The 22,679-nt window shown below is 73.0% G+C and carries 17 protein-coding genes and 1 pseudogene; 12 read left to right on the top strand and 6 right to left on the bottom strand.

Translation table 11 applies throughout. From position 1 onward, the window contains the following. The first annotated feature begins 91 nt into the window (after nucleotides 1-91). Nucleotides 92-3,436, top strand: a complete 3,345-nt coding sequence (locus V5P93_RS32920; protein WP_245931162.1) for a glycosyltransferase family 2 protein — start codon at nucleotides 92-94, stop codon at nucleotides 3,434-3,436. Here the strand turns inward: V5P93_RS32920 and V5P93_RS32915 are convergent. Beyond that, on the bottom strand, nucleotides 3,433-3,891 hold the full coding sequence (locus tag V5P93_RS32915; protein WP_104478210.1) for a metallopeptidase family protein: 459 nt from the start codon (nucleotides 3,889-3,891) through the stop codon (nucleotides 3,433-3,435). The two genes, V5P93_RS32920 and V5P93_RS32915, sit on opposite strands and share 4 nt — an antisense overlap. 108 nt (nucleotides 3,892-3,999) lie before the next feature. On the opposite strand from V5P93_RS32915, the gene V5P93_RS32910 reads away from it, so the two are divergent. From V5P93_RS32910 to V5P93_RS32885, 6 genes are all read left to right on the top strand, one after another. After that, a complete protein-coding gene (locus V5P93_RS32910) occupies nucleotides 4,000-4,359 on the top strand; it encodes a DUF3499 domain-containing protein (RefSeq protein ID WP_181043372.1) in 360 nt (119 codons plus the stop codon). A gap of 213 nt (nucleotides 4,360-4,572) precedes the next feature. Then, a complete protein-coding gene (locus tag V5P93_RS32905) occupies nucleotides 4,573-5,982 on the top strand; it encodes a phosphomannomutase/phosphoglucomutase (RefSeq protein WP_104478211.1) in 1,410 nt (469 codons plus the stop codon). Nucleotides 5,983-6,036: 54 nt separating this feature from the next. Beyond that, the gene (locus V5P93_RS32900; protein ID WP_104478212.1) at nucleotides 6,037-6,243 is read left to right on the top strand and encodes a Trm112 family protein; all 207 of its coding nucleotides are present in this window, start codon (nucleotides 6,037-6,039) and stop codon (nucleotides 6,241-6,243) included. Next, nucleotides 6,240-7,334, top strand: a complete 1,095-nt coding sequence (locus V5P93_RS32895; RefSeq protein WP_104478213.1) for a hypothetical protein — start codon at nucleotides 6,240-6,242, stop codon at nucleotides 7,332-7,334. Before V5P93_RS32900 ends, V5P93_RS32895 begins: the two co-directional genes overlap by 4 nt. A gap of 282 nt (nucleotides 7,335-7,616) precedes the next feature. Continuing rightward, nucleotides 7,617-8,846 carry a mannose-6-phosphate isomerase, class I gene (gene manA / locus V5P93_RS32890; RefSeq protein WP_104478214.1) on the top strand — a complete coding sequence of 410 codons (1,230 nt, stop codon included), beginning with the start codon at nucleotides 7,617-7,619 and terminating at the stop codon, nucleotides 8,844-8,846. Between the two features lie 162 nt (nucleotides 8,847-9,008). After that, nucleotides 9,009-9,932 (top strand): cation diffusion facilitator family transporter, encoded by a 924-nt coding sequence (locus tag V5P93_RS32885; RefSeq protein ID WP_104478215.1) that lies wholly within the window; start codon nucleotides 9,009-9,011, stop codon nucleotides 9,930-9,932. Here V5P93_RS32885 and V5P93_RS32880 read toward each other — a convergent pair. The 4 genes from V5P93_RS32880 to V5P93_RS32865 form a co-directional block, all read right to left on the bottom strand. After that, on the bottom strand, nucleotides 9,905-10,123 hold the full coding sequence (locus V5P93_RS32880; protein ID WP_104478216.1) for a hypothetical protein: 219 nt from the start codon (nucleotides 10,121-10,123) through the stop codon (nucleotides 9,905-9,907). The two genes, V5P93_RS32885 and V5P93_RS32880, sit on opposite strands and share 28 nt — an antisense overlap. A gap of 42 nt (nucleotides 10,124-10,165) precedes the next feature. Next, complete coding sequence (locus V5P93_RS32875; protein WP_104478217.1) at nucleotides 10,166-11,452, bottom strand: glutamate mutase L; 1,287 nt, start codon at nucleotides 11,450-11,452, stop codon at nucleotides 10,166-10,168. Between the two features lie 37 nt (nucleotides 11,453-11,489). Then, a complete protein-coding gene (locus tag V5P93_RS32870) occupies nucleotides 11,490-12,998 on the bottom strand; it encodes an amino acid permease (RefSeq protein ID WP_104478218.1) in 1,509 nt (502 codons plus the stop codon). A 190-nt stretch (nucleotides 12,999-13,188) separates the two neighbouring features. After that, a complete protein-coding gene (locus V5P93_RS32865; protein WP_104478219.1) occupies nucleotides 13,189-15,528 on the bottom strand; it encodes a hypothetical protein in 2,340 nt (779 codons plus the stop codon). A 120-nt stretch (nucleotides 15,529-15,648) separates the two neighbouring features. Here V5P93_RS32865 and ahcY point away from each other — a divergent pair. Beyond that, nucleotides 15,649-17,138, top strand: a pseudogene (gene ahcY / locus V5P93_RS32860) (adenosylhomocysteinase). Nucleotides 17,139-17,373: 235 nt separating this feature from the next. After that, nucleotides 17,374-18,012, top strand: a complete 639-nt coding sequence (locus V5P93_RS32855; protein WP_104478220.1) for a dTMP kinase — start codon at nucleotides 17,374-17,376, stop codon at nucleotides 18,010-18,012. Between the two features lie 8 nt (nucleotides 18,013-18,020). On the opposite strand, the gene V5P93_RS32850 is transcribed toward V5P93_RS32855, so the two are convergent. Beyond that, complete coding sequence (locus tag V5P93_RS32850) at nucleotides 18,021-18,503, bottom strand: VOC family protein (RefSeq protein ID WP_104478221.1); 483 nt, start codon at nucleotides 18,501-18,503, stop codon at nucleotides 18,021-18,023. A gap of 99 nt (nucleotides 18,504-18,602) precedes the next feature. Here V5P93_RS32850 and mtrA point away from each other — a divergent pair, with 99 nt between their 5' ends. Genes mtrA through V5P93_RS32835 form a run of 3 tightly spaced genes read left to right on the top strand, consistent with a single transcriptional unit; the run spans nucleotide 18,603 to nucleotide 22,673 of the window. Next, nucleotides 18,603-19,280, top strand: coding sequence for an MtrAB system response regulator MtrA (gene mtrA / locus V5P93_RS32845; RefSeq protein ID WP_104478334.1), 678 nt, complete (start codon nucleotides 18,603-18,605; stop codon nucleotides 19,278-19,280). Nucleotides 19,281-19,293: 13 nt separating this feature from the next. Then, a complete protein-coding gene (gene mtrB, locus V5P93_RS32840) occupies nucleotides 19,294-20,958 on the top strand; it encodes an MtrAB system histidine kinase MtrB (protein WP_104478222.1) in 1,665 nt (554 codons plus the stop codon). Then, nucleotides 20,955-22,673: an LpqB family beta-propeller domain-containing protein gene (locus V5P93_RS32835; RefSeq protein ID WP_104478223.1), complete on the top strand. Its 1,719-nt coding sequence runs from the start codon at nucleotides 20,955-20,957 to the stop codon at nucleotides 22,671-22,673. Before mtrB ends, V5P93_RS32835 begins: the two co-directional genes overlap by 4 nt. The last annotated feature ends 6 nt before the right edge of the window (nucleotides 22,674-22,679 follow it).

The following is a 22,679-nucleotide window of genomic DNA, read 5'->3' as shown; positions in this document are numbered from 1 at the left end:
GATCCGGGGCGCCCGGATTCCGCGCGGTGGTCGGCCGCCGTACGGTGGGCGGTCCCGGTAGGTGCCGTCGCGAGCGGAGGTGTGCTGGTCCGTGCCCGCTCGGTCGCGCCAGGCGCTGTCCCGTGGCGCACCGGTGTTGCGCACCGCGCCGGTGCTGGCCGTCCTGGTGTGCCACAACGGCGCCGAGTGGTTGCGGCAGGTGCTCTCGGCGCTGCGGCACTCCAGTCCGCGACCCCGGCACGTGCTCGCGGTCGACACGGGCTCGTCGGACGGGACGGCCGCGCTGCTCGCGGACGCCGCGCAGGGCGCGGACCGCGTGGTGGACGGCGTGCTCACCCTCGACAGCGCCACCGGCTACGCCGCCGCCGTGCACGCGGCGGTCGACCACGCCGTCGAGCGCTGGGGTGACCCGGGCGGCTGGATCTGGTTGCTGCACGACGATTCCGCGCCGGACCCGGACTGCCTGGGCACGTTGCTGCTGGCCGCCGAGGTGTCGCCGTCGGCGGGCGTGCTCGGCCCGCTCGTCGTCGACTGGTACGACCCGCGCCTGGTCGTGGCCGCCGGACTGTCCACCGACGCCTCGGGGCACCACCGCACCGGCGTCGGACCGTCCGAACCGGATTGGGGCAGGCTCGGCCGCGGCCAGGACGGGCAGGCCTACCAGCAGAGCACGGAAGTCCTCGCGGTGCCGTCCGCCGGTCTGCTGGTGCGCCGTGCGGTGTGGGACCGGCTCGGCGGCTTCGACCGCGCGTTCGGCGTGCTGCGCGAGGACGTCGACTTCGGCTGGCGCGCCAACCGCGCCGGGCACGTCGTCCTCTGTGTCCCGTCGGCCCGCCTCCGGCACGTCCGCGCGCTCGCCACGGGCCGCAGGGCGATCGCCGCCGACACCGGCCGCCTCGGCACGCGAACCCGCGCGGTGGACCGGGGGCACGGCCTCCGCGCGTACCTGGTCAACTGCGCCGCGGTGTCGTTCCTGCTCGGTGTGCCGCGCCTCACGCTGCTGTGCCTGTTGCGCGCCCTGGGCTTCGCCCTGCTGCGCCGCCTGCCGGACGCCCGCGCGGAACTGCGCGCGCTGGGCTACCTGCTCGCGGGCGGCGCGCGGCTGCGATCCGCCAGGGCGGCGCGGAAAGCGATCGGGACGAGCAGTGTGCGCGGCCTGTTCACCAGTCGGCCGACCCGGTTCCGCGCCGCGGTCCGCGCCGGGATTTCCACCTTGGTGCGCAGGCGAGTCCAAGCGGACGCGGCACTGGGCAGGCTCCCGAGCGACTACGACCCGGCCGCGGTGTGGTTACCGCCGGAGGCCGCGCCGCGCCCGCCGCTGAAGCCGGACTTATTGCCCGAGGGGGTCCAAGGCAGGCCGCGCCGCACCGGGTTGCGGCGCCCGGCACCGGCCATGGCGGTCGCGCTGCCGACCGATCTCCCGACGGGATCGCGGCCGAGCCCGGCACCGCGACCGTCACCGGTCCGGCGGGACGGTTCCACGCCGGAACCGGAACTGCTGCTGGTGCGGGTGGACCGGACCCGGGTGCTGCGCGCGTTGGCGCTGTCGCCGCCGTTGCTGCTGTTGGTCGGGTTGTCCGTCCTGGCGGTTGTCGTCAACTCCGGTCGGTGGGGGATCGACCTGGCGGGCGGGCGGTTGTTGCCCGTGCCGGACCTGGGGCAGGTCTGGTCGGACTACGTGGCCACCTGGCACGGGGTCGCGGGCGGAACGGCCGCGCCCGCCCCCACCGCGCTGGCCGTGCTGGGGGTTCTGGGGACGGTCGCCGCGCCATGGGGCGGGCCCGCCGCCGTGGTCGCTTTCCTTTTCCTGGCAGACCTTCCGCTCGCGGGACTGAGCGCGTACCTGGCCACCCGCCGCGCCCCGGTCCACCGCTGGGTGCGCGCACTCCTCGCCGTCGGCTACGCGCTCCTGCCCCCGGCGACGGCCGCGGTGTCGCAGGGGCGGCTGGACGCTGTCGTCGTCCACATCCTGTTGCCGCTGGTGACCTCCGGTGTGACTTCCCTTCTGGTGCGCGGTCGCACGGGCGACCACACCTGGCTCGCCACCACCGCCGGGACCGCGATCGGGTTGGCGGTCACGGGGGCCTTCGCGCCGCTGGCCCACCTGACGCTGGTCGTCCTGGCGCTGGTCGGGTTCGTCCTGGTGCCCGGCGCCGGGACGCGGCGCGGGGCGGGGCTGTTCCTGCTGGTCCTGATGCCGCTGGCGCTGTTGCTGCCGTGGCCCGCGGTCGTCATCCAGCACCCGGGTGTGGTGCTGCAGGGCGTCGGCGCGCCGCTGCCGACCCCCGCGCCGTCGGTGCTCGACCTGGTGGGCCTGCACGCGGGTGGACCCGGTGCCTGGCCGTGGATCGGGGCCGTCGTGGTGCTGGCCCCGCTGGTCGGTCTCGCGCTGCGGCCGGGCCGGGACGCGTTGCCGGGCTTGGGTTTGGCGGCGCTGGGGGTCGCGGGCGTCGCGTTGACCGGTGCGGTGTCGGCGATGCCGCTGGCCGGGGGCGCGCAGGTGCGGGCCTGGGCCGGGGTGCCGCTGCTGATCGTCGGGTGGGGGCTGCTGTGGGCGCTGCTCGGTGTCGTGCGCACGGGCGGCGCTCGGGTCGTCGTCCCGGTGCACGCCTTGGTGGGGGCCGGGCTCGTGGCCATCGCGGTGCTCGCCGTCGGCGCGGTCGGCGCGGGTCGGTCGGGGCCGCTGGAGACCGGCGGCGGTCCCCGGTTGGTGTCGACCGTGGCGGCGGAGCTGAGGTCGACGGGTCGGTCGGTGCTCGTGGTCGGCGACTCGGTGCGCCAGGTCGTGGGCCGGATGCCCCGGTTCGGGGACGACGACCTGGCGCCGACGCCGTCCGCGTCGACCCGACTGGGCCTGCTCGTCGGGGATCTGCTGGCGGCGGAGGAGAACCGGGTCCAGGCGGCGGTTTCCCGGGCGGCGGTGATCGGCGTCCTGTACCTGGTGCTGCCGGACGCCGAGACGGGGGAGGCGTTTCGGCGGAGGGCGGGTGGCACGGTCGAACCGGCCCCGGCCGTGTCGGACGGGCGGCCCGTGTTCCGGATCTTGGTGCCCTCCGGTGCGGTCTACCTGACCTCACCGGACGTGGCCCGGCAGGCGCTGACCGGCGGACGGCTGCCCGCGGGCGCGGACGGCGTCGTGCCGGTGGACGCCCGACCGCCCGGCGTCGCCGTCCGGGTCTCGGACGGCGCGGAAGGCCGCTTGCTGGTCCTGACCGCCGAAGAGGAACCCGGCTGGCAGGCGACGGTCGACGGCAGGCCGGTGCCGGTGGTGCGGGTGTGGGGCTCGGCGGTGGCGGTCAACCTGCCCACCCGGGCGGCCGAGGTCCGCGTCGAACAACCCGGCGGCCCGCGCGGCGCCCTGCTGCTGGTTCAGGCGGCACTCGCGCTGTTCATCCTGCTCACCGCGATCCCGGCGCGCCCCGAGCGGCCGGACTAGGCCTCGCCGTCGATCACCCCGGGGTCCAGGCCCAGGTAGGTGGCCACCTGCTCCACCAGCACGTCGTGCACCAGGTCCGCCAGGTCCACGCTGTCCTTGGCCCGCGCCTCCAGCGGCCGCCGGTACAGCACGATCCGCGCCCGGGTCGGTTGTCCCCGTTTGTCGACCCCCGCGCGCACCAGCCGGGCCAGCGGCACCCCGCTGTCGGCCAGCACGCCGTCCGGCGCGTCCGGGGTGACCTCCGGCACGTCGTCCACCGCGACGTCGAGCTTGGTCAACTCCGTGCGCCACCGCGCCTCGATCGGCTCCAGCGCGTCGAGGACCAAGGCGTCGAACTTCTCCGCTCTGGTGCTGGCCGCGGGCAGCGTCGACGGGTAGAGGGGGCCGCGCAGACCGCGGCCGTGTCGGTCGCGGTTGCGTCTGCCGCGCCGCCGGGAACTGCGTGCCGTCACCACCCTGAGCAGGGTACGCGGGTGGGTGAGGTGGGCCGGTTGGGCGTGTCGGGGGCGTGTCGTGGGGCACTTGGGGCGCAGGACGCCGGAAAGGCGCTATGGTCACCGATCGTGCGGAGCGTGCGGCGGTGTTCGCGAACCGGGTGTATCAACCCGGCCGTCGCCACGCTGACTTACGCCTACGCCGAGTCCACCGCCGTCGTCGGGCCGCTGGCCACCTACTCCGAACCGCACAGCTACGACCTGTGCGAGGAGCACGCGCTGCGGCTCACCGTGCCGCGCGGCTGGGAAGTGGTCCGCCACGACGGCGCGTTCGCCCTCCCCGAGCCCAGCGTCGACGACCTGACCGCGCTGGCCGAGGCCGTGCGCGAGGCCGGTCGGGTGGACCGGCCGGTCGAGCAACCCGAGCCGGGCACCCAGTCGGGCAGGCGCGGCCACCTGCGGGTCCTCCCGGACCCCGTCACCGACTGAACCGCGGCGCGCGATCCGGACACCGGTCCGCCGACCCGCCACCGCCCCGGTCCACCACCGGCCCCGGTAGGCGGTGGCACGCGGCCGAATCCCGCCGGTCCCCGGTCCCGGGGCGGACTGACCATCGGCGCGGGCGGACCGCCGGTAGGCTCCTGCACGAGGAAACGCGGGTGGCCGGGAGGCGGTCACCGCCCCGACCCCTGGGAGTCCCCCGTGCGCGACCTGTCCGGTGTCTTCAAGGCGTACGACATCCGCGGCGTGGTGGGTGAGCAGATCGACGCAGACCTCGTGCGGGCCATCGGCGCCGCCTTCGCCCGACTGGTCGGCGGCACCGCCGTGGTCGTCGGGTACGACATGCGCGACTCCTCCCCGGGCCTGGCCGACGCCTTCGCCGACGGCGTCACCGACGAGGGCCTCGACGTGGTCAGCATCGGCCTGGCCAGCACCGACATGCTCTACTTCGCCTCCGGCAGCCTCGACCTGCCCGGCGCGATGTTCACCGCGAGCCACAACCCGGCCAAGTACAACGGCATCAAGCTCTGCCGCGCGGGCGCCGCCCCGGTCGGCCAGGACTCCGGCCTCACCGAGATCCAGGGCGACGTCGAGCGGACCCTCGGCGCCGGTCCGGAGGCGCTGGCGGGCGCGGGCGGCAGCACCAACAACCGCGACATGGTCCGCTCCGCGGAGCGCGCCAAGGGCACCGTGGAGACCCGCGACCTGCTCGCCGACTACGCCGCGCACCTGCGCAAGCTGGTCGACCTGTCCGCGATCCGACCGCTCAAGCTGGTCGTCGACGCGGGCAACGGCATGGGCGGGCACACCGTGCCGACGGTCTTCGAGGGGCTCCCGCTGGAGGTCGTGCCGCTGTTCTTCGAGCTCGACGGCAGCTTCCCCAACCACGAGGCCAACCCGCTGGACCCGAAGAACATCGTCGACCTGCAGGCCAAGGTGCGCGAGGTCGGCGCGGACGCGGGCCTGGCCTTCGACGGCGACGCCGACCGCTGCTTCGTGGTCGACGAGCACGGCGACCCGGTCTCGCCCAGCGCCATCACCGCCCTGGTCGCGGTGCGCGAGCTGGCCAAGGAGCCGGGCGGCACGGTGATCCACAACCTGATCACCTCGCACGCCGTGCCGGAGATCGTCGCCGAGCACGGCGGCCAGCCGGTGCGCACCCGCGTCGGGCACTCGTTCATCAAGCAGGAGATGGCCCGCACCGGCGCGATCTTCGGCGGCGAGCACTCCGCGCACTACTACTTCCGCGACTTCTGGCGCGCCGACACCGGCATGCTGGCCGCGCTGCACGTGCTCGCCGCGCTCGGCGGCCAGCCGGGCCCGCTGTCCGAGCTGACCCGCGAGTACAACCGCTACGCCGCCTCCGGTGAGATCAACTCCACGGTCGCCGACCAGGCCGGTCGGCTCGCCGCGATCAAGGCCGAGTTCGGCGCCCGCGACGGCGTGGTGCTCGACGAGCTCGACGGCTTGACCGTCCAGCTGCCCGACGGCGGCTGGTTCAACCTGCGCGCGTCGAACACCGAGCCGCTGCTGCGGCTCAACATCGAGGCCGCCGACGACGCCGCCGTCGCGGCCATCCGCGACGAGGTGCTGGCGATCGTCCGGGCCTGAGCTGCGATTTCCCGTACCCGCCTGGGACACTGGACACCAACGAGGAGGACCACCATGGCAGTCACACTGGACGCGCGGTTGCTGGACATCCTCGCGTGCCCGTCCGACGACCACGCGCCGCTGGCCGTCGGCACGCCCGACGACCCCGAGGCCGACGTGCTGACGTGCACCGAGTGCGGCAGGCAGTACCCGGTGAGCGACGGCATCCCGGTGCTGCTGCTCGACGAGGCCGTCGAGCCATCGGGCCAGGGCGAGGGGTGACCACCGTGCCGGACGACAGCCTGCTCGACGACCCCGCCCGGCTCGGCGCGGCCGACCAGGAGGGGCTGCTGCGCGCGGGCGCCATGGCCGGTGCCCAGGTCCGGGCCACCGCCGAGGCGGCCCGCGACGCGGGCCTGGACCGGCTGGCCGGGCAGCGGCCCCGGGCCATCGTGCTGATCACCCGGCCCGGGCTCGGGCCCGCGGTGTCCCGGCTGCTCGCCGAGCTGCTGCTGCCGTCGTGCCCGGTGCCGCTGGTGGTCACCGACGTGGTGCCGCCGTGGGTGGGCGCGCTGGACGTGGTCATCGCGCACACCGACGAACCCGGCGACGTCGTCCTCGCCGAGGGGGTGGACCGCGCGGGCCGCTTCGGCGCGGGCGTGGTGCTGACCGCGCCCGCCGAGGGCCCGGTCGCGGCCGCCGCCGCGGGCAAGGCCGTGCTGATCGCGCCCCGGATCGCGGTGCGCCCCGGCTTCGGCTTCGCCAAGGCCTACACCGCGGGCCTGCTCGCCCTCGACACCCTCGGGCTGCTGCGGCTCGACAGCGAACTGCTGGCCGACGAGCTCGACCGCGAGGCCGAGCGCAGCCACCCGCAGCACGAGTCGTTCGTCAACCCGGCCAAGACCCTGGCGCTGCGGCTGGCCGACCACGCGCCGCTGCTGTGGGGCCTGGACCACGTGGCCACCGCCGTCGGCAGGCACGCCGTGCAGGTGCTGGGCACGCACACCGACCTGGTCTGCGACGTGGTCGGCTACCCGCAGGCCAGCAGCCGCATCGCGCTGCACCGCGCCGCCGTGAAGGCCACCGCGGGCCGCGACATCTTCGCCGACCCCGACGACTTCGACGGCCCGGCCGCCCTGCCACCGCGGGTGCTGCTGCTGGCCGTGCGCGCGCAACCGGGCGACCCGGTGCGCAGACAGGCGACCGAGACGCTGCCGGGCGCGGACGTGCTCGCCCCGGCCGAGGAGATCACCGCCGACGAGCCCACCTGCGCCGGGGTGCTGGCGCTGCGGTTCGAGCTCGCCGCCCTCTACCTGGGACTGGCCGCGGGCACCACGGGCGGCACCGGGCGGTACGCACCCGCGACCGCCTGAGCGGGCCGGGCCCGCGGGAACCGGGGGCCACGAGCGCACCGTGGACCCACCGGGTGTCGACGCCGAAACCGGGCAACCGACAATCCTCCCGGTGATGGACCGTCCCACCGAGACCGGAACAGGGTGAACCGACGAACCGTGGTCAGACCGACCACGGCCCAACGACGAGGCGGACGTGGCGTGGACGCGGCAGGCACCGCGACCCGGCGCCGCGCGCCGCAGTGCGACGACTCGACGACCGCGGCGGGCGGGCGGCGGGTCGCAAGAGGGAGTGAAGAGCCAGTGGAGCTGCTGCGCAACGCGGTGCGGCCGTACGCGTGGGGATCGCGGACGACCATCGCCGAGATGCTCGGCCGACCGGTCCCCGCACCGCACCCTGAGGCGGAGCTGTGGATGGGCGCGCACCCGGGCGACCCGTCGTACCTGGTGGGCCGCGACGGTGCCGAGCGGTCGCTGCTCGCGGGCATCGAGGCCGACCCGACCGGCCAGCTCGGCGACGCCACCGCGTCCCGCTGGGGCAACCGGTTGCCGTTCCTGCTGAAGATCCTCGCCGCCGAGGAACCGCTGAGCATGCAGGCGCACCCGTCCGCGGTGCAGGCGGCCGAGGGCTACGCCGCCGAGGAGGCCGCGGGCATCGCGCGCGACGCGGTGAACCGCAACTACCCGGACCCCACGGCCAAGCCCGAGCTGCTGTGCGCGCTCACCGAGTTCCACGCGCTCGCCGGCTTCCGCGACCCGCACCGGACCATCGCGCTGCTGGAGCAGCTGCGCACCCCGGGCCTGTCCGCGCACATCGACCTGCTGGTCGGCCAGCCCAACTCCGATGGCCTGCGGGCGCTGTTCACCACCTGGATCACGCTGCCGCAGATCGCGCTGGAGCGGCTGGTGCCGGACCTGCTGGAGGCCTGCGTCGCGCACCTCAAGGCCCGCGGCGAGTTCGCCCAGGAGTGCCGCACGGTGCTGGAGCTGGCCGAGAACTACCCGGGCGACGCCGGGGTGCTGGCCGCGCTGCTGCTCAACCGGCTGGTGCTCGCGCCCGGCGAGGCGATCTACCTGCCCGCGGGCAACCTGCACGCCTACCTGCGCGGGACCGGTGTGGAGATCCTGGCCAACTCGGACAACATCCTGCGCTGCGGGCTCACCCCGAAGCACGTCGACGTCCCGGAACTGCTGCGGGTGCTGGACTTCGGCTGCGGCGACATGCCGGTGTCCACAGGCGAGCAGGCGGGTCGGCTGCGCACGTACCGCACGGACGCCCCCGAGTTCGAACTGTCCCGGGTGGAGTGGTCGGCGGGCGAGACCGACGAGGTGGTGCTGCCGTCGCGGAGACCGGCGATCCTGGTGTGCACCGGGGGCGAGGTGGCGGTGGGCGATCTCGTCGTGCCGCGGGGCCGGTCGGTGTGGGTGTCCGCGAGTGACGGGGACCTGGCGGTGCGGTCGACGGGCGGTGATCGGGCTCAGGTATTTGTGGCAACCGTCGGTGCTGAAGCGCCCGAGCATGACACGCTCTGACACTTTCTCCCGTCATCCACCCCCTCATCCCCACCCGGCACCGTCCCGACTTGGTAGGGCGGCTGCCGCCGAGTAGCCGCGATCGTGAGGACGGGCTCAACCACGAGCCACGCACCTATAGGCTCACCCCGACATATCGGGCCGTCAGCAGGGAGCAGCACAGTGTCCGCAGGAGGCAGCACGAGGGCCATCCTCGCCGCGTTGGGCGCCAACGCGGGCATCGCGGTCGCGAAGTTCGTCGGCTTCCTGGTCACGGGCTCGTCGTCGATGCTCGCGGAGTCGGTGCACTCGGTGGCCGACACGTCCAACCAGGGCCTGCTGCTGCTCGGGCAGAAGACCTCCCAGCGCAAGGCGAACAAGGACCACCCCTTCGGCTACGGCCGCGACCGGTACTTCTACTCCTTCGTGGTGGCGCTGCTGCTGTTCACCCTCGGTTCGGTGTTCGCGCTGTACGAGGGCATCCACAAGGTCGCCGAACCGGAGAAGCTGTCGTCCCCGCTGGTCGCGGTGGTCATCCTGGTGGTCGCGGTCGCGCTGGAGAGCTACTCGTTCTACACCGCCATCAAGGAATCCCGCGCCATCAAGGGCGACGTGTCGTGGTGGGGCTTCATCCGCCAGTCGCGCACCCCGGAGCTGCCGGTCGTGCTGCTGGAGGACGCGGGCGCCCTGCTCGGCCTGGTGCTGGCCCTGCTCGGCGTCGGCCTCACGGTGATCACCGGCGACCCGGTGTTCGACGGCATCGGCACGCTGTCCATCGGCATCCTGCTCGGCGTCATCGCGATCATCCTGATCATCGAGATGAAGTCCCTGCTCATCGGCGAGGGCGCCACCCCGGACGAGCTGGCCAAGATCGAGGACGAGCTGGCCACCGGCAAGGTCGAGCGGATCATCCACCTGCGCACCCAGTACCTGGGCCCGGAGGAGCTGCTGGTCGCGGCCAAGATCGCGCTGCGCCCCGGGCTGCCCATGGAGGACGTCGCCCGGGCCATCGACGACGCCGAGGCCCGGGTCCGCAAGGCGGTCCCCTCGGCCCGGCTGATCTACCTGGAGCCCGACCTCTACCGGACCACCGTCCGCACGCCGTAGTAGATCGTGCCGCAGTGGGCATACAGGTCGAACGGGCGCCCGGGCGGCGGTGCGGTGGCGCTACCGCCGGTCACGACCCGCACGACACTGCTGACCGTGCTGGTGACGGGTGGTACCGGTGCGGCGTCGATCGTCGACGTGCCGCATCCGGTCGCCAGCAGACCCACGGCCAGGACTAGGCGCTTGCGCATGCGGTCCCCCTGTTCTCCACCAGGGTGACGTGGTGGGCAGCGCTATCCGCTGCACCCCGCGAGCGAACCCAGCAGGCGGGTGGCCGCCTCGGTGTGGCCCGCCTGGGTGAGCAGGCCCGCCGGGGCCAGGACGTAGTCGCGGTCGACCGCCACGCGGGCGTGCCGCAGCACCGGGCGCAGGACGGGGTCCGCGCGCAGGGTCTCCTCGACCGCGGTCAGCGCCTCGGGGGTCGCGTGCCGGAAGACGCCGCCGGACAGGACCAGGAGGGTGGCGCCGCGGGGGCCCAGGTTGCCGTCGATGCCGCGCAGGTGGCGGCGGACGGCCAGGACCGCGGCCAGCGCGGCGAGCCGGGTGTCCACGGACGACTCCTCCGGGGTGGACGGCACGAACCCGACCGCCGCCGCGCGCGCTTCCGCCGCCGCGGCGAGGGAGGTGTCGTCCGCGAGCAGGTGTTCGGCGACCGCCTCCGCGACGATGCCCGGGGCCGACCAGCGCATGCCGATGTCGCCCTCCACCGACCGCCGGTCCGGGGGCAGCGCGACGACCGCGCCGGTGGACTCCACAGTGGACACCGCCGAGTACACGTCCGTGGTCGCGCCGCCCACGTCGACGACCAGCACCGCGCCCTCGGTCTCGGCCGACGCGCACGCGAGCCGGGACACCCCCGCCAGCACCGCGTCCGGGGTGACCGTGCGGACCATGGCGCGGAAGCGGGGGCCGCGCGAGAGGCCCTTGCCGCCGATCACGTGCCGCAGGAACACCTCGCGGATCGCCCGGCGGGCCGGGTCGGGAGCCAGGTCGCCCACGTCCGGCAGCACGTTGTCGGTGGCCACGACCGTGCACCCGGCCAGGGCCGCGGCGGCCCGCGCACGCGCCGCCGCGTTGCCCGCCAGCACGATCGGCACCCGGACGCGGTTCGCGGCCAGCTTGCGCGCGTTGTGCAGCAGCACCCGCTCGTCGCCGCCGTCGGTGCCGCCGACCAGCAGCACCACGTCCGGCCGCGCGGCCCGCAGCGCCCGCACGTTGCTCAGCTCGCCAGCCGACACGTGCACGACCTTGGCCCCCGCCGACAGCGCCACCCGGTACCCGGCTTCGGCGCTGACCAGCCGCTCCTGGCCCACCACCGCCAACCGCAGGCCACCGCCCGCCGACGAACACGCCAGCACTTCGACACGGCCCAGCCCGAGCGCGGTCAGCACGGCCCCGACGCCGTCGAGCACCTCGGGCGGGGTGGTGGCGTGCTGCGCGGTACCGAGCAGGCGACCGTCGTCGGCGACGGCCGCGCCCTTCGTCCACGTCGAACCGATGTCCAGGCAGAGGAAGGGCACGGCCGCCGATCCTACGAGTCCGGCGGGTTCGCCGTGCCTACGGCTCGCGCGCGGCCACGGGCTCCGGCTCGATCGCCTCGCCGCGCTCCCGCTTGCCCATCAGCGAGTGCCGCTTGCTGTAGGCGAAGTACAGGACCACGCCGATGACCATCCACACGATGAACCGCAGCCAGGTCAGCACCGTCAGGTTCAGCATCAGCCACAGGCAGGCCAGGATCGCCAGGACCGGGATCACCGGCACCCACGGCACGCGGAACGCGCGCTTGAGGTCCGGGCGCGTGCGGCGCAGCACGATCACCCCGGCGGAGACCAGCACGAAGGCGAACAGCGTGCCGACGTTGACCATCTCCTCCAGCTTGTCCGCCTCGAAGAAGGTCGCCGCGATCGCGACCAGCACGGACACCGCGATGGTGGCCCGCGCCGGGGTGCCCCGGCGGCTGGTCCGCGCGAGCTTGCGCGGCAGCAGGCCGTCGCGGGACATGGCGAAGGTGATCCGGACCTGGCCGAGCATCATCACCATGACGACCGTGGTCAGGCCCGCGAGCGCGCCGACCGAGATGATCTGCGCCGCCCAGTCGACCCCGTTCACCGAGAACGCCGTGGCCAGCGTCTTCTTGCTGGAGCTGCCGTCCGGCTTCACGGTGGTGGCCAGCTGCTGGTACGACACCATGCCGACGAGCACCAGCGACACCGCGACGTAGAGCACGGTCACGATCGACAGCGAGCCGAAGATGCCGCGCGGCACCGACCGCTGCGGGTTCTTGGTCTCCTCCGCGGTGGTGGCCACGATGTCGAAGCCGATGAACGCGAAGAACACCAGCGAGGCACCCGCGAGCAGGCCGAACACGCCGAACGAGCTGCCGTCCCCACCGGCGAGCAGGGAGAACAGCGACTGCTCGATACCGCTGTGGCCCGCACCCCCGGGCTGCGACGGCGGCACGAACGGGGTGTAGTTGGCGGCCTTGACGTAGAAGAGGCCGAGGACGATCACGAAGATCACCACGAGCACCTTGATGCCGGTGATGACCATGCTGACCCGCGAGGACAGCTTGGTCCCGATGGTCAGCAGCGTGGCGAGGGTGACCACCAGCAGCAGCGCGCCCCAGTCGACGCTGAGCCCGCCGAGGTGCAGGACCGTCGCGGTGACCTGCGACGAGTCGAAGTCGAACACGTACCCCAGCACGGTGTTCAGGTAGACCGACCAGCCCTTGGAGACCGCCGCCGCGCCGACCGCGAGCTCCAGGATCAGGTCCCAGCCGATGATCCACGCGACGAACTCGCCGAAAGTGGCGTAGGAGAAGGTGTACGCGCTGCCCGCGACGGGCACCGTGGACGCGAACTCGGCGTAGCAGAGGGCGGCCAGCGCGCAGGCGACGGCGGCGATGACGAACGAGATGGACACCGACGGGCCCGCGAGGTCACCGGCCGTGCGCGCGGTCAGGGTGAAGATGCCCGCCCCGATGACGACCGCGACGCCGAAGACGATGAGGTCCCAGGTCGACAGGTTGCGCCGCAGCCGGGTGCTCGGGTCGTCGGTGTCGGCCATCGATTGCTCGACGGATTTCGTTCTGAAGATGCCTGTGCGTCGCCGTTCCTCGGTCTCCGACACGAACGGCCCCTCTCCTTGTGGGTGAATCGGCCACGAGAGGTTAGCGTTTCGGGTGGGTCTCCGCCGGGCCAAAAGCGACCTTGTGGGTGCTTTGTGCCCGTTACCTTTTGCCTGTCCGGGCTCCGGGTCAGCTGTCGCGGGGCGGCCAGCGCAACGCCGACGGCGGTTCTTCCGGGTCCAACCCGGCGGCCATCGCGACCGCCCGGTCCCACTCCGGGTCGGCGGTGTAGTGGCCGTGGCCCAGCACGCCCGCCTGCCAGCGACGACCCGCGAACGGGCCGCGCATCGGGTCGGGCAGCCAGTGGTCGCCGCCGAGCACCAGCGCGCCGGTCGGGCTGGTGGCCGCGGCGGGCAGCGGGCCCACGGTGCCGTCGGCGCGGAAGCCGGTGCCGAGTAGTTGGCCGTCGCAGACCTGCCGGTCCCAGGTGGTCACCGCGCCGCCGAGCGGATCCGTCCCCCGACAGAGTGACCGCCATCTGGTGCCCAACCGCTGGGCCAGCTCCGCCAGCGACGCGTGCGGCACGGCGGCCGGGAACGCGCGCGGGTACGCCCATTGCAGCTGCGAGCCGACGGTCACCAGCCCGACCCGCCTGCGCTCCGGCTCGTTGAGCGACTCCATCAGCCGCGCCGCGGTCACCGCGACCAGCAGGCTGCCCTGGCTGTGCCCGGTCAGCACCACCCGGGTGTGCGGGTCCTTGAGGTGCTCGATGGCCCGCGCGGCCAGCTCGGGGGCGACCTTGAGCGCGTAGCTCGGCGGCACCGTCGGGTGCGCCTCGCGCGGCCAGAACGACGCCAGGTCGGCGATCACGCCCAGCCGCCTGCCCGCGTCGCGCTCCTGCGCCGCCGTGTACACCGCGCGCAGCAGCGACGCGACCAGCAGGCCCAGGGTGAGGATGCCGAGCGTGGACAGCGGCGCCATCCAGTCCGGCGGCTCGGTGCCGGTGATCCGCATGGTCACCGAGATGATCGTGCCCGCCGCCAACACCCCGGCCAGCGCCAGCGTCACCCGGTGCACGTTGCGCCGTTGCCAGCCCGCCACCCGCCAGGCCCGCAGCGCGCGCAGGCCGTCCTCGACCCGGCCCGCGTGCAGCAGACCCACCTCGCCGTACTTGGCGGGCACCAGCAGCATCCGGGCGCCGGAGACCACGGCGAGCGGCACCGCCACCGCGACCCCGATGACCGCGGCCGCGCCCCACAGCAGCGTCACCTGCTCGTAGCCGCGCGGCAGCGTGATCCACTCGGACCCGACCAGCTTGCGCAGCGAGATCGCCAGGCCCGCGCCGAGCCCGCCGCCGAGCAGCGCGCCGATGGCCAGCACCGGCGCGGCCATCCAGCCACCCGCCCACGGCCGCAGGTGCGGCGGCTGCCGCACCCAGGTCCGCCGGGCGATCAGCGCGGCCGGGATGAGGAACAGACCGAGGAGCAGCACCACCGCGACCAACCCGGCGGCGATCGCCTCGACCGTCGGCCCGGCCCCCGCCAGGTTCCGGGGGAACGGGTGGTTGACCGCGCCCGCGGTGATCGCCAGCGCGGCGCCGAGGACGAGCAGCGCGCCCCGGGGACCGCGGCGCAGCGCGGCGCGCAGCCACCGGCCGCCGCCGGTCGGTTCGGTGCCACGAGGGTCGTCGAGCAGCAGCACGCACAACGCGCAGAACCCGATCAGCGCCAGCGCGGCCAACCACAGCCACCACTGCACGGGGTCCGACGGCGGGGTGAACGGCCCGCCGAGCGGCAGCAGCGTGACGGTGCCGAGCGCGGTGGTCAGGTGCAGTGAGCGCAGCGCGGGCGTGTCCGGGTCGGACACCAGGTTGCGACCGGGCAGTTCGACCTTCAGGTTGGGCCGCGCGTCCGGCGGGTTCGGCGCGGCCGGTGTCTCCCAGGCGATCGAGGAGATCCGGTGCAGCACCAGGATCGCCAGCAGCACCGGCAGCACGCCGACGGTCTGCCGGAACGGCCACGCCGAGCGCAGGCTGTCCGGCACCCACGACAGGCACTCGGTGCCCGGCGCCAGGCACTGCGCGGCGAGCAGATCGATGCTCACGACCGCGGCCTGCGAGACCAGCAGCGCGGTCAGCAGGAGCGCGGCCAACCGCAGCAGCGCGCGGTTCACGGCGGCGAGCAGGCGCGCGCCGCGGTGCCCGCTGGGGGCGGGCGGCAGCATCCAGTGCGCCATGTTGGTAAGTGAAAATGGGAAAAGCAGGGCCCACGTGGCCTTGGCCACCCCGCCCGAGGTCATGGCCCCCCAGACGTACCCCTCGACCGTCCTGGGCACCGAACGGCCTTCCGCGCGCAGCACCGGACCGGGTGCCGGGCGCAGCAACCTGTCCGCGGGGCGCACGATCCGGCCGATGCCGTCACCCGCGACGTCGACCGCGGCCACCGAGGTGACCAGGTTCTCCGGGGTGGTGCCCATGATGCCGTGCACGCGCAGTTCGACCACGCGGGTTTCCGAGCCGGTAAACAGCACGTTCCTCCCTGGTCATCGAACGGCGGTGGGTCACTCTTTCTAGTCGTTTTCGACTTGCCCCGCGCCCGCGGCGGCGACGGTAGTGTTCATCAAGAACCCGAAGTCTGGAGGATGTTTCCGATGACCGCAGAAGACACGCGGAGCACGACCGGCGCGAGCTACGCCCAGACGCGCAACGGGATCGACTTCGCGGTGGCCGACCTGTCGCTGGCGGAGTTCGGTCGCAAGGAGATCCGGCTCGCCGAGCACGAGATGCCCGGCCTGATGGCGTTGCGCCGCGAGTACTCCGAGGTGTACCCGTTGCGGGGGCCCGGATCTCGGGGTCGCTGCACATGACCGTGCAGACTGCGGTGTTGATCGAGACGCTGGTCGCGCTCGGCGCCGAGGTGCGCTGGTGCTCCTGCAACATCTTCTCGACGCAGGACCACGCCGCCGCCGCGGTCGTCGTCGGCCCGCACGGCACCCCCGAGGAGCCCAAGGGCGTGCCGGTGTACGCGTGGAAGGGCGAGACCCTCCCCGAGTACTGGTGGGCCACCGAGAAGATGCTGACCTGGCCCGGCGGCGAGGGCCCGAACATGATCCTCGACGACGGCGGCGACGCGACGCTGCTGGTGCACAAGGGCGTCCAGTACGAGAAGGCCGGTGTCGTGCCCGACGCCGAGGACGACGCCCCCGAGGAGTGGGCGCTCATCCTGGAGACGCTGCGCGCGTCGCTGGCCGCCGACTCCGGCAAGTGGACCAAGGTGGCCGAGGGCCTGCGCGGCGTCACCGAGGAGACCACCACCGGCGTGCTGCGGCTCTACCAGCTCGCCGCCGCCGGTGAGCTGCTGTTCCCGGCGATCAACGTCAACGACTCGGTCACCAAGAGCAAGTTCGACAACCGCTACGGCATCCGGCACTCGCTGGTCGACGGCATCAACCGCGGCACCGACGTGCTGATCGCGGGCAAGGTCGCGGTGATCTGCGGCTACGGCGACGTGGGCAAGGGGTCGGCGGAGAGCCTGCGCGGGCAGGGCGCCCGGGTGGTCGTCACCGAGATCGACCCGATCTGCGCGCTGCAGGCGGCGATGGACGGCTACGAGGTCCGCACCCTCGACGAGGTCGTGGGCAAGGCCGACATCATCATCACCACGACCGGCAACAAGGACGTGGTGACCGCGGACCACATGGCCCGGATGAAGCACCAGACCATCCTGGGCAACGTCGGCCACTTCGACAACGAGCTCGACATCGCGGGCCTGACCCGGTACCCGGGCATCCGCCGGGTCAACATCAAGCCGCAGGTCGACGAGTGGGTCTTCCCCGACGGGCACACGATCATCGTGCTCAGCGAGGGTCGGCTGCTGAACCTGGGCAACGCCACCGGCCACCCCAGCTTCGTGATGTCCAGCAGCTTCTCCAACCAGGTCATCGCGCAGGTCGAGCTGTTCACCAAGCACCAGGAGTACGACCGCGAGGTCTACCGGCTGCCGAAGAAGCTCGACGAGAAGGTCGCCCGGATCCACCTGGAGGCGCTGGGCGGCAGCCTCACCAAGCTGACCAAGGAGCAGGCCGAGTACATCGACGTCGACGTCGAGGGTCCGTTCAAGTCGGAGCACTACCGCTACTGATCGGTAGGCGAGTTTCCGGGCCCCGGCACGCAACCCGCGTGCCGGGGCCCGCGTCTTTGTCCCCGAAAGGTGTAACGAAGCGACCCGGTCGAGCGATCTTGTGTAGTTCTGGCCTGCGCAGGGGGCATGCCAGAACCGGAGGAGCCGCCCCGGGGGGTGGATGGCGCCGTGGACGGCACGCACCGGGTGGGGAGCCCGGGCGCGCCGTCCACGGCCGTCGGTAGTCTGCGACCCCGTGGGACGACTGATCGTCATCGAGGGTCTGGACGGCGCGGGCAAGCGCACCTTGGCGGACAAGCTCACGGCGGCGTTCGCCGAGCAGGGCGCGTTGGTGGGCACGCGGGCCTTCCCGCGCTACGGGAAGTCGGTCACCGCGGACCTGGTCCACGACGGCCTCCACGGCCGCCTCGGCGGCTTGGGGGAGTCGGTCTACGGCATGGCGGTCCTGTACGCGTTGGACCGTCAGGGGGCCCTCGCGGACCTGCGCGCCGACCTGTCCACCCACGACGTAGTCCTCTTGGACCGCTACGTGGCCTCCAACGCCGCCTACGGCGCCGCCCGTCTCCACGAGGGCGCCGACGGGGATTTCGTCCGGTGGGTGCGGTCGATCGAGATCGACCGTTTCGCCCTACCGGTCCCGCACGCCCAACTCCTCCTCCGGGTCTCGGCCACCCTCGCGGCGGAACGTGCCACCCACCGCGAGCGGACGGATGCCCGTGAGCGTGACAAGTGGGAGTCGGACACACCGCTCCAGGTCCGCGTCGGTGATGTCTACGACGGCCTGGCCGCCAAGTCGTGGCTGTCCCCTTGGCACGTAGTGGACGGCGCGTCTGTCCTGGATCCGACGGCCCTAACCGCCACTCTCTTGGCCTGATCGAGAGGCTAGAGCGCCCCCACCAGCTCCGTGCCCCACTTCGCGATCTCGGTGTCGATGTCCAGCGGCCGGGGGGCGCCCTGCGCCTCCATCTCCGCCGTCACCCGGTCCCGCGGCACGAACCAGGACACCTCGAACTCCACCCCGTCCGGGTCCTTCGCGTACAGCGACTTCGACACCCCGTGGTCCGACGCGCCCACCAGCGACCCCGCCGCGACCAACACCCGCTTGAACTCCGCCAGCTCCGCCAGTGTCTGCACCGACCACGCCAAGTGGTACAGCCCCACCGCGCCCTGCTGGGGCCCGGACGCGTCCAGTCCTACCTGGAACAACCCCAGGTCGTGATCGTTGTCCGAGTCGGCCGCGCGCAGGAAAGCCGCCCCCGGGAAGCCCGTGACCAGCTGAAATCCGAGGACATCCCGGTAGAACGCCACGCTGCGCTCCACGTCGCGCACGTAGAGGACGGCGTGGTTGAGCCTGCGGATGCCCATGGGTGCTCCTGTCCGAGTAGTTCAAGGTTCAACATACTCGATCGCGGGACACGGCGGGGGGTGGCGCCTACCGGGTGTGAACAGTGCGACTATGTGTTCATGAAGGCACGAGTGCTGGTGGTTGACGACGACCCGGCCCTCGCCGAGATGCTCACGATCGTGCTGCGCGGCGAGGGTTTCGACACGGCCGTGGTGGCCGACGGTTCTCGGGCGCTGCCCGCGCTCCGCGAACTCAAACCGGACCTCGTGCTGCTCGACCTGATGCTGCCCGGGATGAACGGCATCGACGTGTGCAAGGCGATCCGCGGCGAGTCCGGTGTGCCGATCGTGATGCTCACCGCCAAGAGCGACACCGTCGACATCGTCCTGGGCCTGGAGTCCGGTGCGGACGACTACGTGGTCAAGCCGTTCAAGCCCAAGGAGCTGGTGGCCCGGGTGCGGGCGCGGCTGCGGCGCACCGAGTCCGAGCCCGCGGAGACGCTGGCCATCGGCGACCTGACCATCGACGTCCCCGGCCACGAGGTCACCCGCGACGGCAAGGCCATCCAGCTCACCCCGCTGGAGTTCGACCTGCTGGTCGCCCTGGCCCGCAAACCGCGCCAGGTGTTCACCCGCGAGGTGCTGCTCGAACAGGTCTGGGGCTATCGGCACGCCGCCGACACCCGCCTGGTCAACGTGCACGTCCAGCGGCTGCGGTCCAAGGTCGAGCGCGATCCCGAGCACCCGGAGGTCGTGCTGACCGTGCGAGGTGTCGGCTACAAGGCGGGCCCTCCGTGAGCCGGACCGGACGGTGACCGGATTCCTGCGCCGGGTGGTCGGCGCGCTGCGCGGGCTGCTGGCCGCGGGCAGGCACCGCACCGGCGCGTTCAGCGAGCTGTGGCGCTCGTCGCTGCAGCTGCGCGTCGCGGTCAGCACGCTGGCCCTCGGCTCCGCGGTGACCTTCGTGCTCGGCATGGTCGTGCAGAACCAGATCACCGAGCGGCTGCTGGGCACCAAGGAGTCTGCCGCCATCGCCCAGACCCGGGCCGCGGTGCAGCTGGCCGAGACCGAGCTGGTCGGGATCAGCAACTCGTACCGCATCGAGGACCGGCTCAGCAGCGCCATCAACAAGCTGACCAGCTCGTCGCCGGGCGCGGGCGCGGGCTCGGCGGGCGCGTTCGAGCCGGTGCTGGTCAACGACGACGCCCGCAGGTCGCGCGAGGACGTGGAGGCCGCGGGGCCGTACGACAAGGTCCCGCAGTCGCTGCGCGACTTCGTGCTGAGCACCCCGAACCGCACCGTCTCGCAGATCTACACCGTCGACCGCGGCGGTGAGCGGATCACGTACCTGATGGTCGGCGCCCCGGTCACCACCACGAACCCGGCCGTGCAGCTCTACATGCTCTACCCGCTCTCCGCCGAGCAGCGGACCGTCGACGTCGTGCAGAGCACCATCCTGGTCGGCGGGCTCGTGCTGCTGCTGCTCCTGGCGGGGATCACGAACCTCGTCACCCGCCAGGTCGTGCTGCCCGTGCGCCGCGCCGCCCGCGCGGCCGCCCGGTTCGCCGACGGCGAGCTGGACGAGCGGATGGTCGTCGCGGGTGAGGACGACGTGGCGCAGCTGGCGCAGTCCTACAACGAGATGGCCGAGAGCATCGCCAACCAGATCCGCCAGCTGGAGGACTTCGGCCAGCTCCAGCGCCGGTTCACCTCCGACGTCTCGCACGAGCTGCGCACGCCGCTGACCACCGTCCGGATGGCCGCCGACGTGCTGCACGCGTCCCGCGCCCAGTTCCCCGCGGGCCTCGCCCGCTCCACGGAACTCCTGGTCGACGAACTCGACCGGTTCGAGTCCCTGCTCGGCGACCTGCTGGAGATCTCCCGGCTGGACGCGGGCGTGGAGGACCTGGTCGCCGAGTACGCCGACCTGCGGGCGATCGCCCGGCGCGCGGTGGAGTCGGTGCGGGTCATCGCCCGCAACGCGGGCTCGGAGATCATCCTCGACCTGCCGGAGGACGAGGTCACCGCCGAGGTCGAGTCGCGGCGCATCGAGCGCATCCTGCGCAACCTGCTGGCCAACGCCATCGACCACGGCGAGGGCAGGCCGGTGGAGCTGCGGATGGTCATGGGGCCCGAAGCCGTCGCGGTGACGGTCCGCGACCACGGCGTCGGCCTGCGCACCGGCGAGGCCGACCTGGTGTTCAACCGGTTCTGGCGCGCCGACCCCTCGCGCAACCGGCACACCGGCGGCACCGGTCTCGGCTTGGCGATCAGCCTCGAGGACGCCCGGCTGCACGGCGGTGGCCTCGACGCGTGGGGCGAACCGGGCGACGGCGCCTGCTTCCGCCTCACCCTGCCGCGCGAGCAGGGCATCGAGTACGGCGAGAGCCCGCTGCCGCTGCCCCCCGCCGACGTCCGCCCGATCACCCAGGTCGCACAGCTCCCGCTGTCGGTCACCGAGGAGGTGTACCCGTGAAGCGGTGCCTGGTCCTGCTGCTCGCCCTGCTCAGCCTGGCGAGCTGCGCGAACATCCCCGACCGCACCCCGCCCCGGGTCGTCCTCGACGCGACCGCGCAGCGGCCGCGCCAGATCGGCAAGCCGCCGCCGGGGCTCGACCCGTACACGCTCGTCCAGCAGTTCGTGCGCAACGCGGGCTACACCGACGTGGCCAGCACGTACCTCACCGAGGAGGCGGCGCAGCACTGGGGCAACACGGTCACGCCGACGATCATCGAGGACGAGTTCAAGACGATCCCGCAGTCGGTGCAGGAGAACGGCAGCGGCGGCAACCGCACCGTGGTCGTGTTCACCGGCACCCAGGTCGGCACGCTGTCGGGGGACAAGTCGTTCTCGCCGGGGGTGCAGCCGCTGGAGTACAGCGTGACGCTCACCCGCGACCAGGACAACCAGTGGCGCATCTCCGACCCGCCCCCGGCCCGGCTGATCACCGAGTCCGACTTCGAGAGCAGCTACCGGCGGGTCAGCCTGGAGTTCTTCGACCCGGACCTGCGCGTCCTGGTGCCGGACCTGCGGTACGTGGAGATCGAGCCGCGGCAGAACATCTACGGGCAGGTCGTCGCGTTGCTGCTCGCGGGGCCGTCGGACTCGCTCAAGGGCGCGGTGCGCAGCCAGCTCGACGGACTCGCGCTGAGCACCAACGTGGTGCAGGAACCGGACGGCGCCATCTTGGTCAACCTGGCCAAGGTGGAGAACAAGCAACTCGAGGACAGACAGCGAATAGCCGCGCAACTGGTGTACTCGCTGCGCGAGGTCACTACGAGCCCGCTGCGGCTGCGTAGCCAGGGCGCCCCTCTTGTGCCGGACAAAGCGGACTGGACCGTCGGGGACGTGGGTAGCTACGACGCGCTGACCACGCTGAAGTCGGACCTGCTGGGCATGGTCGTGGTCAACGGCAAGCTGCTGTCCCTGCGCGACGGCAACCCGGCGGAGGGACCGGCGGGGGACGGCGCGTACGACATCATCAGCGCCGCCCAGTCCCTCGACGGCGGCCAGCTCGCGGTCGTGGCCCGGACCCCCACGGGGCCCCGGCTGCGCGTGGGGAAGGCCAACGGCGAACTGCCCGAGGTCGACCTGGCGCGGGCGACCACGCTCACCCGGCCGACCTGGCGGTTCGCGGGCTCGAACGAGGCCGTGCCGACCGAGGTGTGGACGGTGCAGGACGGCAACCTGGTGGTGCGGGTGGGGCGCACGTCCGAGGGCAAGTGGGAGGACTACCCGGTCGAGGCGTCCGAACTGACCCGCAACGGCCCGATCACCCAGCTCCGCCTCTCCCGCGACGGCGCCCGGGTGGCGGCGGTGGTCAACGGCAGCGTGGTGATCGCGTCGGTCGTCCGCGCCAACGAGGCGGTGACGCTGAGCGCACCGCGGACGCTGCAAGGTGGGGTCGTCAAGGACGTCGTGAGCATCGACTGGCTCGACCGGCTCACGGTCATCGTGGCGACCGGGCAGTCGGTGCGGCCCGTGGTGAGCATCCCGATCGACGGGCTGCGGTACAACCCGTACAACAACACCAACCTGTCGCCCCCGGTCACCGCCATCACGGCGGCCCCGAGCCGGGCCGTGCTGGTGACCGACCGGCTGCAGATGTGGTCGACGCAGCAGCCGGGCAAGGTCTGGCAGCGGCACCAGTTCGGCCAGCCGCCGGGGTCGGTACCGTTCTACCCCGGCTGAGTCAAC

It is taken from the genome of Actinokineospora auranticolor (assembly GCF_041897805.1).
GTDB classification, from domain to species: domain Bacteria; phylum Actinomycetota; class Actinomycetes; order Mycobacteriales; family Pseudonocardiaceae; genus Actinokineospora; species Actinokineospora auranticolor.
The sequence above is the reverse complement of the archived record's forward strand: the minus strand, read 5'-3'. Positions and strand labels throughout refer to the sequence as shown.